15 protein-coding genes are annotated in these 13,849 nt (G+C 54.1%); 14 read left to right on the top strand and 1 reads right to left on the bottom strand.

Going from position 1 to position 13,849, the window contains the following annotated elements:
* From L692_RS0121620 to L692_RS0121585, 8 genes are all read left to right on the top strand, one after another.
* A partial coding sequence (locus L692_RS0121620) for a sporulation peptidase YabG (RefSeq protein WP_025702091.1) occupies positions 1-675 on the top strand: 675 nt, incomplete at its 5' end.
* A gap of 150 nt (positions 676-825) precedes the next feature.
* Entirely contained in the window at positions 826-1,101 is a 276-nt protein-coding gene (veg, locus tag L692_RS0121615) for a biofilm formation stimulator Veg (protein ID WP_025702090.1), read from the top strand.
* A gap of 162 nt (positions 1,102-1,263) precedes the next feature.
* A complete protein-coding gene (locus tag L692_RS0121610; RefSeq protein WP_025693323.1) occupies positions 1,264-1,440 on the top strand; it encodes a small, acid-soluble spore protein, alpha/beta type in 177 nt (58 codons plus the stop codon).
* Between the two features lie 152 nt (positions 1,441-1,592).
* A complete protein-coding gene (gene ispE / locus L692_RS0121605; protein ID WP_025702089.1) occupies positions 1,593-2,447 on the top strand; it encodes a 4-(cytidine 5'-diphospho)-2-C-methyl-D-erythritol kinase in 855 nt (284 codons plus the stop codon).
* Between the two features lie 96 nt (positions 2,448-2,543).
* Complete coding sequence (gene purR / locus L692_RS0121600) at positions 2,544-3,371, top strand: pur operon repressor (RefSeq protein ID WP_025702088.1); 828 nt, start codon at positions 2,544-2,546, stop codon at positions 3,369-3,371.
* 185 nt (positions 3,372-3,556) lie between these two features.
* Complete coding sequence (gene spoVG, locus L692_RS0121595; protein ID WP_025332586.1) at positions 3,557-3,841, top strand: septation regulator SpoVG; 285 nt, start codon at positions 3,557-3,559, stop codon at positions 3,839-3,841.
* 168 nt (positions 3,842-4,009) lie between these two features.
* The gene (glmU, locus tag L692_RS0121590; RefSeq protein WP_025702087.1) at positions 4,010-5,410 is read left to right on the top strand and encodes a bifunctional UDP-N-acetylglucosamine diphosphorylase/glucosamine-1-phosphate N-acetyltransferase GlmU; all 1,401 of its coding nucleotides are present in this window, start codon (positions 4,010-4,012) and stop codon (positions 5,408-5,410) included.
* A 91-nt stretch (positions 5,411-5,501) separates the two neighbouring features.
* Positions 5,502-6,455 (top strand): ribose-phosphate diphosphokinase, encoded by a 954-nt coding sequence (locus tag L692_RS0121585; RefSeq protein ID WP_025702086.1) that lies wholly within the window; start codon positions 5,502-5,504, stop codon positions 6,453-6,455.
* 181 nt (positions 6,456-6,636) lie between these two features.
* On the opposite strand, the gene L692_RS0121580 is transcribed toward L692_RS0121585, so the two are convergent.
* The gene (locus tag L692_RS0121580; protein ID WP_232238841.1) at positions 6,637-6,861 is read right to left on the bottom strand and encodes a hypothetical protein; all 225 of its coding nucleotides are present in this window, start codon (positions 6,859-6,861) and stop codon (positions 6,637-6,639) included.
* A gap of 83 nt (positions 6,862-6,944) precedes the next feature.
* Between L692_RS0121580 and pth the strand changes: the two genes are divergently transcribed.
* The 6 genes from pth to L692_RS29730 form a co-directional block, all read left to right on the top strand.
* Complete coding sequence (gene pth, locus L692_RS0121575) at positions 6,945-7,505, top strand: aminoacyl-tRNA hydrolase (protein WP_025702084.1); 561 nt, start codon at positions 6,945-6,947, stop codon at positions 7,503-7,505.
* Positions 7,506-7,612: 107 nt separating this feature from the next.
* Positions 7,613-7,843, top strand: coding sequence for an anti-sigma-F factor Fin family protein (locus L692_RS0121570; protein WP_025702083.1), 231 nt, complete (start codon positions 7,613-7,615; stop codon positions 7,841-7,843).
* A gap of 106 nt (positions 7,844-7,949) precedes the next feature.
* Positions 7,950-11,474: a transcription-repair coupling factor gene (gene mfd, locus L692_RS0121565; RefSeq protein WP_025702082.1), complete on the top strand. Its 3,525-nt coding sequence runs from the start codon at positions 7,950-7,952 to the stop codon at positions 11,472-11,474.
* Positions 11,461-12,519, top strand: a complete 1,059-nt coding sequence (locus L692_RS0121560; protein WP_025702081.1) for a peptidylprolyl isomerase — start codon at positions 11,461-11,463, stop codon at positions 12,517-12,519. Before mfd ends, L692_RS0121560 begins: the two co-directional genes overlap by 14 nt.
* Positions 12,520-12,800: 281 nt before the next feature.
* Entirely contained in the window at positions 12,801-13,343 is a 543-nt protein-coding gene (gene spoVT, locus L692_RS0121550) for a stage V sporulation protein T (RefSeq protein ID WP_025702080.1), read from the top strand.
* Positions 13,344-13,486: 143 nt separating this feature from the next.
* Positions 13,487-13,849 (top strand): oligosaccharide flippase family protein (locus L692_RS29730; protein WP_036724887.1); only part of this gene is annotated, 363 nt, incomplete at its 3' end.

Here is a 13,849-nt window from a genome sequence, read left to right as displayed (position 1 = left end):
CAGCAGGAGCAGATCAGGTTCGGCGCCGGAAGTCCGGCGGGGATGTGGGAACAGGCGCCGAAGGAAGCTTCTTACTTTAAGCTCCCCGGTAAAGTGCTGCATCTTGACGGCGATCCGGCTTATTTGAATAAAAGTCTCAGCCTGTATGAGCAGCTGCGCATTCCGTCCGAAGGCCATCATGTGCGGGAAGCGGAGATGGCCTCCGTTCTGTACCGTTTGCTCCCCAGAGTCCGTCCGAATATTGTGGTGCTCACGGGTCATGACGGTGTGCTCAAGTCGCTTCAATCTTACGATTTGCACAGTTTGAGCAGTTACAAAAATTCGCAAAATTTTGTTGCCGCTATCCGGGTGGCCAGAGATTACGAACGCCACTATGACGCGCTGACCGTTATCGCCGGCGCCTGCCAGTCACATTTTGAAGCGCTGCTTGGGGCCGGAGCGAATTTTGCCAGCTCGCCGGGACGTATCTTGATTCACGCCCTGGACCCGGTGTATATTGCGGCAAAGGCCGCTTTGACCTCCATCCGGGAGACGATCAACTTAAGCGACGTGCTGCATCATACCATCAGCGGCAGTCAAGGACTAGGCGGAATTGAAACCCGGGGGAGCCTGAGAATCGGCATGCCGCGTCTGCAGGATTTGTCCACGCTGAAAGTAACGCCTTCCGCTATATAAGGTCGGAAGCCTGAAATCTTTTGCTTGCCCATCTCCTACCAAAAAATATTGTTGACAAACATAATTGGCATCTAATATAATTATTTGTTTGATTTGACATATGATATTAAAGAGGTTATAATGGACAAGGAAAGAGGTGGTCGTCAGGCAATGGCTAATAACGCGCTGTTGGAAATTAAACGCAGTCTCGAAGCTCATGTCGGTTCTAAGATTACGTTGCGAGCAAACGGTGGTCGACGCAAGACGGTCGAGCGCACCGGTGTCCTGGAAGAAACGTACCCTTCTGTATTTATTGTCAGACTGGATCAGGAGCAGCAGTCATTGGGGCGCGTCTCCTACAGCTATGCCGATATTCTTACCGAATCCGTGGAGATTACGGTATGTGAAGACGATGTGCAAATGCCGCTCATGCATGCCAAAGTGTAACTCTTTATTCATAAACAGCCTTTCCTCGTTTGAGGGAAGGCTGTTTTGTGTCCCGGGGGAGGTTTTTGCGGGTGAAAGAACGGACGCGTATGTTCAAAGGGGCGGCAATCCATACTAAGAACGCATTAACTTAATCATTATAACCCGTAAGGAGGATGCCGTATGAGCCGCAGGAGACGCAGCATGATGTCCGAGGAGCTGAAGACGGAGCTGGCGAAGGAGCTTGGCTTCTATGACACTGTGGAGCGCGAGGGCTGGGGAGGAATCCGGGCGAAGGATGCCGGGAACATGGTGAAAAGAGCGATTCAGCTTGCCGAGCAGGCAGCGCGCAAATCGTAGGCCGCAGGGATAGCCGGAAAGCGGCAGGAAAGGCGGGGACGTCCAAAGCCGGGCGTTCCCGTTTTGTCTTAACTCGGAATGGACTTCGTAACAAGATTTTCATATAATATGTTAAGTTATTTCAGGGGAAAAATGAGAGTAGGGTGAACGCCTTGAAAATGTATGAGAAAGCGCCGGCCAAGATCAATCTGATGCTGGATGTGCTGCATAAGCGGCCGGATGGATTTCACGAGGTGGAAATGATTATGACTATGGTGGACCTTGCAGACCGGCTTGAACTGTCCGAGCTGCGGCGGGACACCATTATTATATCAAGCCAGGCGGGTTATATTCCGCTGGATGAGAAGAACCTGGCCTTTCAGGCGGCGAGACTGTTAAAAGACCGTTATGGGGTGGAACGGGGCGTACATATCCATTTGGACAAAAAAATTCCGGTTGCCGCCGGGCTTGCGGGAGGGAGCAGCGACGCTGCGGCTGCGCTGCGCGGCCTGAACCGGCTCTGGCGGCTGAGCCTGTCAAGCGAGGAGCTGCAGGAGCTTGGCGCCCAGCTTGGCTCGGACGTCCCTTTCTGCGTCACCGGAGGAACTGCCCTGGCCACAGGCAGAGGGGAGAAGCTTACGCCTATCGCGAATATGCCCCAGTGCTGGGTGGTGCTGGCGAAGCCGCCGATTAATGTGTCGACGGCCGAGGTCTATGGCAAGCTCCGGGCGAACCGCATTGCCGTTCACCCTTCCGCGCGGCTGATGCGCGAGGCGGTCGAAGCCGGTGATTTCCAGGCGGTGTGTAGCCGGCTCGGCAACGTGCTGGAAGAGGTGACCCTGAAGCTCCATCCCGAGGTGCAGCAGCTCAAAGAGGCCATGATCCGGCTCGGCGCCGACGGCGTGCTGATGTCCGGCAGCGGTCCGACCGTATTCGCTCTGGTGTCCAAGCAGTCCAAGGTGGCCAGAATTTATAACGGGCTGCGGGGATTTTGCAAGGAGGTCTATGCTGTTCGTTCACTGACTTGACGGAACTTAGGATTGACTATAACCGCTTCCCTTGTGTAAACCCGTACAAAAGTGATATATTTCTCTATAATATTCGGTTTTGACGAGGAGCCTTCCGTGAAGAAACTTAAAAGAAGTCAGCGTTTAGTGGATATGACCCAATTTTTGCTGGAAAAGCCGCATGAGCTTCTGCCGCTGTCCACCTTTGCCGAGCGGTACGGAGCGGCCAAGTCCTCAATCAGCGAGGATCTGGCGATTATCAAAGAAGTATTCGAGGGCGAAGGCATGGGCGAATTGCAGACTCATGCCGGAGCAGCCGGAGGAGTGAAGTTCATCCCGCGCATGCCTATGGAGATGGCGCTGTCTTTTGTCCGCGGGTTGATCAGCGAGCTGGAGCACAGCGACCGGATTCTGCCCGGGGGATATTTATATATGTCGGATCTGCTCGGCCAGCCTTCTCTTATGGAGCAGGCTGGCAAGATTATCGCCACCGCATTTTACGGCGTGCCGATTGATACGGTGATGACGGTGGAAACGAAAGGGATTCCGCTTGCTTACGCGACGGCCGCTCAGCTCGGTCTGCCAGTCGTGCTGGTGCGGCGGGATCATAAAGTAACGGAAGGCTCGGCGGTCAGCATTAATTATGTGTCGGGCTCGCACAAGAGCATTCATACGATGTCGCTGTCCAGACGCGCGCTTAAGGAGAAGTCGCGGGTGCTGATTGTCGACGATTTCATGAAAGCGGGGGGAACGGTCGGAGGAATGGTTGATCTGCTGAGCGAATTCAACGCGGAGGTGGCCGGCGTCGGGGTTCTGGTGGAATCCGATGCGGTAGGGTCCGAGGAGCGTCTGCTGCATGACTATGTCTCTTTAGTCAGATTGGGCGAGGTGGATTCGAAAGGGCGGCGCATATCGGCGTATCCCGGTAATTTTTTCTCCGTTTAGAGATTCGGAAATATGTCGATTTCGTGAGAAAATCATGGGAAATCGGCAGAAAAGTGTTGAAAACACTGATTTGTCAAATTTATCTACTATGTAAGGGATTTTATGGAACGGAAAAGAAGGAGTTTGCGTAGCTGTGTGGAATTATACACCCAAGTCTCTGATGGAAAAAGGTGGTGAACACACACATGCAAATTACGGATGTCAGACTCCGCCGCGTCAACTCTGAGGGGAGAATGAAAGCAATCGCATCCATTACCATCGACAACGAGTTTGTTGTTCATGACATTCGCGTCATTGATGGCAACAATGGAATGTTCGTTGCAATGCCCAGCAAACGCACGCCGGATGGGGAATTCCGTGATATCGCGCATCCGATCTCTTCCGGAACGCGCGAGAAGATCCAAACCGCGGTTCTGGCCGAATATGACCGCGCGGCAACGGAAGAAGAAGTGATTGAAGAAGGAGCATAAGAAGCGGCTCCCTGGTTTGAGGTTCTCATTAATAGGGCATAGGTTTCGGATATGCAATTCGAATTGGGGTTCGAAGAAAAGAGAACCATCCTTTGGATGGTTCTCTTTTCTTTTTGCCCGGAATGAGATATATTCAGTAATGAGTTTAGGAGTAGGAGGTTGGCATTCTTGAAAAGAATGGCTGTTGTTCTAGCCGCAGGCCAGGGCAAGCGCATGAAATCAAAGTTATACAAAGTGCTGCATCCCGTTTGCGGAAAGCCGATGGTTGGGCACGTGCTTGATACAGTAAAAGCAACCGGCTGCCAGCGCAGCATTGTCGTTGTCGGGCACGGCGCTGAGGAGGTACGGGCTTATTTGGGCGATTCCGCGGAATATGTGCTGCAGGAAGCCCAGCTTGGCACGGGCCACGCCGTAAAGCAGGCCAAGGATTTGCTGGGCGGGGAAGAAGGCACGCTGATTGTCGCATATGGTGATACACCGCTCATTACCCCGGAAACACTGACCAAGCTGATGACGCTGCATGAGGAACGCAAGGCCGCGGCTACCATTTTGACAGCCGTTATGGAGAACCCTGCGGGACTTGGACGGATTATTCGCACCGAGGACGGAGAGCTGCTGAAGATTGTAGAGCAGAAGGATTGCACGCCCGCCGAGGATGCCATACGTGAAATCAATACCGGAATTTATTGCTTTGACAATGCCAAGATGTTCGCCGCTTTGGACAAGGTGACGAATCATAATGCCCAGCAGGAGTATTATTTGACCGATGTTATCGGTATTCTTCGTGAGCAGGGAGAGCTTGTGCTTGCCTTCCAGACGGACGATGCCGTGGAATCGATCGGTGTAAATGACCGTCTGGCGCTGTCCGAAGCCGAATACTATATGCGCCAGCGCATCGCCCGGCGTCATATGCTTGACGGCGTAACGATTATAGATCCAGCATCTACTTATATAGGAGCCGAAGTGACCATCGGAGCGGACACGGTGATTTATCCGGGAACGCTGCTTAAGGGCAACACCGTGATCGGGGAAAATTGCACGATCGGCCCCTCCAGTGAAATAGAAAACAGCCGGATTATGGACGGAGCGAAGGTCAAGCATTCCGTTCTTAACGGCGCTGAGGTCGGCGCACGGACTTCCGTTGGGCCTTTTGCCTATTTGCGTCCGGGAAGTGTCCTTGGCGAAGATGTCAAGATCGGCGATTTTGTGGAAATCAAAAAAGCCACCATCGGCGACGGCTCGAAAGTGTCGCATTTAAGCTATGTCGGTGACGCTTCGGTCGGCAAGAACGTGAATGTCGGCTGCGGGGCGATCACCGTCAACTATGACGGATTTAATAAGTCGGTAACCGAAATCGGGGACGAAGCTTTTATCGGCAGCAATGTCAACCTGATTGCTCCGGTTACAGTGGGCAAAGGCGCCTTTGTTGTAGCCGGCTCCACGATTACTAAGTCCGTCTCCGAGGGGGATTTGGCTATTGCCCGGCAGCGTCAGGAGAACAAGCCCGGCTATGCCGATAAAATCCGGGCCCGGGCGAAGGCGAAAAAGAGTCAGTCTCATCCATCGTAAGTGCGTATGACGCGCCTTGCCGGATATTTTCCCCGCCTGGCGCGCCTGGACAGCTAAATCAATTGAACCGATCACGGAGGGTTTAACTTTTATGGCTTATCTTGATTCCAAGTTGAAAATTTTTACCTGTAACTCCAATCCCAAGGTTGCTCATCAAATTGCCGACTACATCGGGATTCCGATGGGTGAGTCTCATACGACAAGCTTCAGCGATGGAGAAATTCAGGTCAGATTGTCCGAGAGTGTGCGCGGCTGCCACGTCTACATCGTCCAATCGACCTGCGGTCCTGTGAATGACAACCTGATGGAAATGCTGGTCATGATCGACGCGCTGAAGCGCGCCTCGGCCAAGAGCATTAACGTGGTTATCCCGTATTACGGCTATGCCCGCCAGGACCGCAAGGCCCGTTCGCGCGATCCGATTACGGCGAAGCTGGTGGCTGACCTGATCGAACGCGCGGGTGCGCACCGTGTAATTACGATGGACCTGCATGCGATGCAGATTCAGGGCTTCTTCAACATTCCGGTCGATCATATGCTCGGCGTGCCGATTCTGGCGCAATATTTCCGCTCCAAGCAGATCGCGAATCCGGTTGTTGTATCTCCGGACCACGGCGGTGTGGTTCGGGCGAGAAAGCTTGCCGATTTCCTGAACGCTCCGCTGGCCATTATTGACAAGCGCCGTCCGGAACCGAATGTCAGCGAGGTTATGAATATTATCGGGAATATCGAAGGGAAGACAGCGATTGTTATCGACGATATTATCGATACGGCGGGCACGATTGTACTGGGGGCCAATGCTCTGATGGAAGGCGGAGCCAAAGAGGTGTATGCTTGCTGTACGCATCCGGTGCTCTCCGGTCCGGCGCATCAGCGGCTGGAGAATTCTCCGATTAAAGAGGTTGTCGTCACCGATTCGATTCCGATTCGCAGTGAGAACCCGACCTCCAAGCTGAAGGTGCTTTCCGTGGCGCCTCTGCTTGGCGAAGCGATTATTCGGGTGCATGAGGAGCTGTCCATCAGCAAGCTGTTCGAGATCGAATAGCGCATATACGGGGGAAACGGCCAAGCCCCTCCGGGCAGCATCAGACTTGAGCGTCGTTTCCCCTAAAATATAAGGCGATGGACAAGCGCGGCTTATGCCTTATATTCGAAGGCAGGGTTACAGATCCTTTTTCGGGAATGTAACCCTTGTCGGCTTGATGGCCGCAGGTCTTGGAACGCGGTCAGAAGCCGGGCCGCGAGATAAAGGTGAACAAGCTGCGGCTGTAGAGTGTGCCCTGCAGCTCCGCGAAGCTTGCGTCTACGGCGGTAAGCACGCCGATGTCAACATGCACATCGCCGCAGTAGACCTCGACAGGAATGGCATATTGTAGATGGTACTGAAAATGGCGGTGAAGCGTCAGAGGCTCGCCCTGCTGCAGCATATGAACATCACCTGTCTTTGTCATAGGATGGACTTTGCTTTGAAATTAGAATAGACGTTTTGGAAACGTTTATGCTTCTATTGTATCAAGAAAGGGAAGGTTTACAAATGAAATGGATCGTCGGTTTGGGCAACCCCGGACCGCAATACGCCAAGACAAGGCATAATGTCGGGTTTATGGCTCTGGACGAGCTGGCGCGCAGATACGGAATCGTCTTCAATCAGAACAAGTGCAAATCGGTTATCGGCGAAGGGATGATCGGCGGAATCAAGACCGTGCTGATCAAGCCGATGACGTACATGAATCTGTCCGGGGAGGCGGTGCGCGCCTATATGGATTACTATAAGGTCCCCCTGGACGATATGATTGTCGTCTATGATGACCTGGACACCGAGGTCGGCAAAATCCGGCTGCGGTATCAAGGGAGCGCCGGAGGCCATAACGGAATCAAATCGATTATTCAGCATACCGGCACCCAATCCTTCAATAGAGTAAGAATGGGGATTTCGCGGCCCGAGCCGGGATATGCGATTGTCGATTATGTGCTCGGCACGTTTCCCAAGAAGGATAGCGACAAGCTGGCCTTAATGATCGGCAACGCGTGCGACGCGCTTGAATACAGCCTGGACAATACCTTTGAACAGACCATGGCTAAATTCAACGGATAATAAGTCGTTAGGGAGCCGAATCCGGGGAGAGCGATGCTCCTGCCGGGGCTAATCGGAGACTGAATGGGACATACTGAAGGTATATTCTACCTTCAGGAGGCATATAAATGGCAATAAACTATGTGTGCAGACACTGCCGGACTTTTCTTGGGAGCATCCGCAGAAGCGATGCTGCCGAGATTAGGCTCGGCCTTCATTCCTTGACCCCTGCGGAACGCAGAGATATAATAGCGTATGATTCAGACGGCGAAGTTACAGTTAAGGTTACCTGCGATTACTGCAAGCAGGCCCTGGACAACAATCCGGAGCTGAGCCTTCTGGCCAGCCCGCTTCAATAGGTGAAGCGGCGCCGCTTCTATCGTCAACGCAAGCCTTGGCCCCAAAAGCTGAGGCTTATTTTAAAATATATGAAAGTATAAGGATTCAGTAAGTGAGGTGCGCCTTTTGTTACAAGGTCTTATTGAGGCTTTTTCCAAAGATTCCGATTTTCAGTCGGTAACCCGAGGCGTCGCCGCCGGAATGAAAGAGCAGCTGATCTCGGGATTGTCAGGTTCAGCCAGGCAGATTATGCTGGCTGCGCTTCATGAGGAGATATCCCGTCCCATATTGATTGTGACGCATAACATGTTTTCGGCGCAAAAAATCGCCGATGATCTACAGGAAGCGCTTTCTCCTGGCCGGGTGCTGCTCTATCCGGCCAATGAACTGGTCGCGGCTGAAACGGCCGTATCCAGTCCGGAGACGGTTGCCCAGCGTATCGAGGTGCTGAACAAATGCTCGCGGGGCTTTCGCGGCATTGTGGTCGCGCCTTATTCGGGCGTGCGCCGGCTGTTGCCCGACCCGCAGGCTATGGCGGCCGCGCAGCTGACTCTTTCCCAGGACGGGAATATCGAGCTTGAGAGTTTCTTGAACAGCATGATCGAGATGGGCTACGAGCGTGTCGAACGGGTAGAGAACCGCGGTGAACTTAGCGTTCGCGGCGGTATTCTCGATTTCTATCCCATGAATACGGAGCTTGCGTACCGGGTGGAGCTGTTCGACGACGAGATCGACTCGATCCGGACCTTCGACCCGGCTGATCAGCGCTCCATCGACAAGGTGCGGAGCGTGACCATTACGCCTGCCAAAGAAATTATCGCGGGCAGGGCGCAGCTGGAAGCTGCGGCGAACAAGGCGTCCATCATGCTGGAGCGCCAGCTGGAGAAGACCGCCGACCGGCAGGCCAAAATACGTCTGCGCGAGGAAATCGGGCGGGAGCTTGAGCATTTGCGCGAGGGGACTTATTTTTCGGAGATTTATAAATATATTTCGCTGCTTTACCCGGAACGCTCGCATTTGTACGACTATATGGAACGCGATACCCTGCTGATTCTCGACGAGCCGGCACGCCTGCTGGAAACGGCCAAGCAGCTGGAGCGGGATGAATCGGAATGGAATCTGCATCTGCTGCAGAACGGGAAGACGCTGCCTGACCTGCATCTTTCCGTTGACAGCGACACGATCATGTACCAGCGTCCGTTTCAAAGCGTGTTCATGTCCATCTTTTTACGCCAGGTGCCGCATGTTCAGCCGCAGAATATTGTCGGCTTTATCAGCCGGAGCATGCAGGAGTTCCATGGACAGATGAATGTGCTGAAATCGGAAATGGAGCGCTGGCATAAATCGGGCGTGCAGGTCGTCATGCTTGCCGGCAGCGAGGACCGTATAGAGCGGATTCGCCGGGTGCTGCTTGATTACGGGATTGAAGAGCCGACGATTGTCCAGGGGAATTTGGGCTCGGGCTTTGAACTGCCTTCGGTTCATCTGGCGGTTATAGCGGAAGGCGAGCTGTTCTCGCAGAAGCAGCGCAAGGTGCGTAAAACGTCTAAAAATATGGACAATGCGGAGCGGATCAAAAGCTACACCGAGCTGAAGATCGGCGATTACGTCGTTCATCAGAATCACGGCATCGGCAAATATATGGGCATCGGCACACTGGAGGTCAGCGGTATCCACCGGGATTACATGCATATCATGTACGCCGGCGGCGACAAGCTCTCGGTGCCAATTGAGCAGATTGATCTTATTCAGAAATATGTCGGTTCCGAAGACAAGGAGCCGAAAATATACAAGCTCGGCGGCAATGAATGGACCCGGGTAACGAATAAGGTCCGTTCTTCGGTGCAGGATATCGCCGATGACCTTATCGAGCTGTACGCCGAGCGTCAGAGCGCTCCGGGCTATGGCTTCGATAAGGACACGCCGGAGCAGCAGGAATTTGAGGAGATGTTCCCTTACGAAGAGACGCGGGACCAGATTCGGGCTATCGGCGAAATCAAGAAAGACATGGAGCAGAACCGCCCCATGGATCGGCTGCTGTGCGGCGATGTCGGCTACGGCAAGACCGAAGTAGCGATCCGCGCCGCCTTCAAGGCGGCGATCGAGGGCAAGCAGGTCGCGGTGCTGGTGCCGACAACGATACTCGCCCAGCAGCATTACGAGACATTCCGCGAACGCTTCTCCTCGTATCCGATCAACATCCAGGTGCTCAGCCGGTTCCGCAGCCGCAAGGAGCAGAATGAGACGATCAAGGGCGTCCGGCAGGGTACGGTGGATATTGTAATCGGCACGCACCGGCTGCTGTCCCAGGATCTTGTGTTCAAGGACCTTGGTCTGCTTATTGTCGATGAAGAGCAGCGTTTCGGCGTTACGCACAAGGAGAAATTGAAGAAGCTGAAGACGAATGTGGACGTGCTCACCTTGACGGCGACGCCGATTCCCCGGACCCTGCATATGTCGATGCTGGGCGTCCGCGATCTGTCGGTTATTGAGACGCCGCCTGAGAACCGCTTCCCTGTGCAGACCTATGTGGTTGAATACAGCCAGACACTTGTGCGTGAAGCGGTGGAACGCGAGCTCGGACGCGGCGGACAGGTCTATTATTTGTATAACCGGGTGCAGGGCATTCAGGAGATGGCAGCCCAGATTCAAATGCTCGTTCCCGAGGCCCGGGTCGGCATCGGACACGGCCAGATGTCGGAATCGGAGCTTGAGAAGACGATCCTCGATTTCCTCGACGGCGAGTATGATGTGCTGGTAAGCACCAGCATTATCGAGACCGGCGTGGATATTCCCAATGTCAATACGCTCATCGTGCATGACGCTGATAAAATGGGCCTGTCCCAGCTGTATCAGCTGCGCGGCCGGGTCGGACGCTCCAACCGCATTGCCTATGCCTATTTCACGTATCAGCGCGACAAGGTGCTGACCGAGGTGGCCGAGAAGCGTCTGCAATCCATCAAGGAGTTCACCGAGCTTGGCTCGGGCTTCAAAATCGCCATGCGCGACTTGTCGATCCGCGGCGCCGGCAATCTGCTGGGCGCGGAGCAGCACGGCTTCATCGCGTCCGTAGGCTTTGATCTGTACTCGCAGATGCTCGCGGAGGAAATCCGCAAACGGAAGGTCAGCGTCCTGGGCGAAGAAGACCATTCGCTCAAGGAAGGAAATACCGTCATTGATCTGGCGATTGACGCCTACCTCCCGTCCGAGTATATTTACGACAGTGTGCAGAAGATTGAGATCTATAAGAAAGTGGCGGCGGTCTCGACCTTCGAGGATGCGGCAGAGCTGGAAGACGAGCTGCTCGACCGGTTCGGCGAGCTTCCCGAGGCGGTTGTCAATCTGTTATCCGTGGCGCGGCTTAAAATGTACGGCAAAATGTACGGTCTGGATTGCATGAACCGGCGCGGCGATGAGGTGCTGCTGAACTTCTACGAAGACCGGGTCGCTTCGATTGATACAGGCAAGCTCGCCAAGATTGGAAAAGGCTTTGAAAGACGTGTACAATTTGATAAGGATGCCAAAGCGACGATTCGTATAAAGACCAAAGACCTTGACGACAAGGGACTGCTTGACTTGCTTGAGCGATTCCTGGAGGAAGTCAAGCCGTCTTTCAAATCGAAGGGAGAATTACACAATGCGGTCCAGTAAATCATGGAAGGTGCTGCTTGTCTCGCTGGCGGCTGCCCTTTCGTTCTCCATGCTGCCCGGGTGCAGCAGCAGCGGCAGCAAGAACGCAGCGGAAGATACCAGCAAGGCTGTTGCCACTTATAAAGGCGGAGAGGTAACGCAGAAGGAATTCGATACCGATGTGAAGGTGATGAAATTTCTCTCGCCGGAGCAGGCGCAGTATCTGGAGCTGGATGCCTTTAAAGAAACCATCCTCAAGCAGGAGGTGGCTTTTGAATATTTGGCCGGGCAAGCTTCGGGCAAGGCGCGGGAGGAAGCGAAGAAGCAGACGGACAAGCAGCTTGATTCCTTCAAGCAGAGGCTTGGCGATACGTATGCAAGCACGCTGAAGGAGCAGGGCGTGACGGAAGACGAAATTCAGAGTTATATGGAACGCGTGCTGACGGTGTACCAGGACATGCTGTTTAAAGTGAAGGACGATGAAGTGAAGAAGCAGTTCGAAAGGGCCAAGGGCGACTTCACCGTGGCTACGCTGCGCCATGTGCTGATCGGCTTTACCGACGCGAACAACAAGGAACGCAGTAAAGAGGACGCGCTGAAGCGCGCCAAGGAAGTGAAGGCGAAGCTGGACGGCGGAGCGGACTTCGCGGCGGTAGCCAAAGAGTATTCCGATGATTCGGCTTCCAAGGATAAGGGCGGGCTGTACGCGGACGTAGCGCTCGGAACCTATGTTGCGGAGTTCAAGAAGGCCGCCCAGACGCTGCCGCTGAACACGATCAGCGATCCGGTCGAGACGACCTATGGCTACCATATCATGAAGGTGGAGTCGCGGACGGACAAGACCTTCGACCAATTGACCGACGAGCAGAAAGAGACGCTGAAGAGCGCGGTCGCTTCGGACAAGCTGCAGCAGTTCATGGAGAAGGAGCTGGACGGCCTTATTGAAAAAATCGATCTGCCGAAGAGCAGCGCCTCTCCGGCCGCGAGCGCGGGGGCTTCGCCAAGCGCATCCGCTCCGGCAGCATCGCCTGCCGCCTCTCCGGCGGCCACGCAAAGCGCAAAGTAACACCTGTAAAACCGGCGCCCCGGAAATGAAAAGGGACTCTTAGACGACATCGCCCAAGCCGGGCGGTGTCTTGTTTAGCTTCCGGCTGACCAGGAGGCCCACAAGGCAAGAAACAGACATGCTCCAATCAAGCGAAACGGACGGCGGAGGCACCATGTATAAGGAACTGGGAACAGATGAATACTATGGTCAGACAATCACGATCAATCGCTGGGATTATCCGATCCCTTCCCGAGCAGTAGTTGGCAAAATACTTCTTTAGAAAGCGGGGCAACATGTGAATGAAAGCTACTGGTATTGTTCGACGCATTGACGACCTTGGACGGGTTGTCATTCCCAAAGAAATAAGACGGACTCTCCGCATCCGCGAGGGAGATCCGCTGGAGATTTTTGTAGACCGGGACGGCGAGGTTATACTCAAGAAATACTCGCCAATCGGCGAACTGGGGGACTTTGCGAAGGAGTATGCGGAATCACTGTATGAGAGTACGGGCCATATTACGCTTATTTCTGACCGCGACACCTTCATTGCACTGGCCGGAGGCTCCAAAAAGGATTATCAGGACAAGCAGGTCGGCGCTCTGCTGGAGAAATGTATGGATGGCCGCAAGACGATACTCGAAGCGGACAGCGGCTCCTATGAAATAACGAAGGATCATCAGGATGTGCTTTCTTCCTATGTGGCTGCCCCCATCATTTCCGGCGGAGATCCGATTGGAGCCGTGGTTCTGATGAATAAAGACGAATCGGTTAAAATGTCGCAGATGGAAGTTAAAATGGCTGAGACGGCCGCCGGTTTTTTGGGCAAGCAGATGGAGCAGTAATCACTCTCCTCTCATGTTCCCGCTTTCCATTTCGCCGCAGGGCGGAGCCGAGAGCGGGTTTTTGCTGTGCGGGACCATGTTGCGGTAAAATGCGGTATAATATAGAAATCCATTCTATCCAAACTTTATGAAGCAGGTATCCCATGAAATCACAAGCAACGGGTTCAAAGCTGCTGCAGGGCGCTTTTATCCTAAGCGCCGCCGCTCTGCTGTCCAAGCTGATCGGGGCGCTGCAAAAAATTCCGCTGCAAAATTTGGGTGGAGATGCCGTATTCGGCATATACAACACGGTCTATCCGATTTATACCCTGCTCGTAACCATTGCAATGCTTGGATTGCCTTCTGCTATATCCAAGATTGTGGCCGAGGCGGAGGCCGGCGGAAGCCCGGGCGAAGGCCGCACGGCGCTGCTGCGGGCGGCCCTTGTCAGCAGCGCGGCCGGGCTGCTCCTGGCCGCCGCGACCTATGCAGGAGCGCCGCTGATTGCCGGATTCATCGGCAGCAGC

It is taken from the genome of Paenibacillus forsythiae T98, assembly GCF_000520735.1.
GTDB classification, from domain to species: Bacteria; Bacillota; Bacilli; order Paenibacillales; family Paenibacillaceae; genus Paenibacillus_AQ; species Paenibacillus_AQ forsythiae.
Note: the sequence above shows the minus strand (reverse complement) of the source record. Positions and strands in the feature narration are given on the sequence as shown.

Bases quoted from the DNA above. Each gene is read 5' to 3' on its own strand.
- veg (WP_025702090.1), top strand. From the start codon at position 826: ATGGCTAATAACGCGCTGTTGGAAATTAAACGCAGTCTCGAAGCTCAT.
- L692_RS0121610 (WP_025693323.1), top strand. From the start codon at position 1,264: ATGAGCCGCAGGAGACGCAGCATGATGTCCGAGGAGCTGAAGACGGAG.
- spoVG (WP_025332586.1), top strand. From the start codon at position 3,557: ATGCAAATTACGGATGTCAGACTCCGCCGCGTCAACTCTGAGGGGAGA.
- L692_RS0121585 (WP_025702086.1), top strand. From the start codon at position 5,502: ATGGCTTATCTTGATTCCAAGTTGAAAATTTTTACCTGTAACTCCAAT.
- L692_RS0121580 (WP_232238841.1), bottom strand. From the start codon at position 6,861: ATGACAAAGACAGGTGATGTTCATATGCTGCAGCAGGGCGAGCCTCTG.
- pth (WP_025702084.1), top strand. From the start codon at position 6,945: ATGAAATGGATCGTCGGTTTGGGCAACCCCGGACCGCAATACGCCAAG.
- L692_RS0121570 (WP_025702083.1), top strand. From the start codon at position 7,613: ATGGCAATAAACTATGTGTGCAGACACTGCCGGACTTTTCTTGGGAGC.
- L692_RS0121560 (WP_025702081.1), top strand. From the start codon at position 11,461: ATGCGGTCCAGTAAATCATGGAAGGTGCTGCTTGTCTCGCTGGCGGCT.
- spoVT (WP_025702080.1), top strand. From the start codon at position 12,801: ATGAAAGCTACTGGTATTGTTCGACGCATTGACGACCTTGGACGGGTT.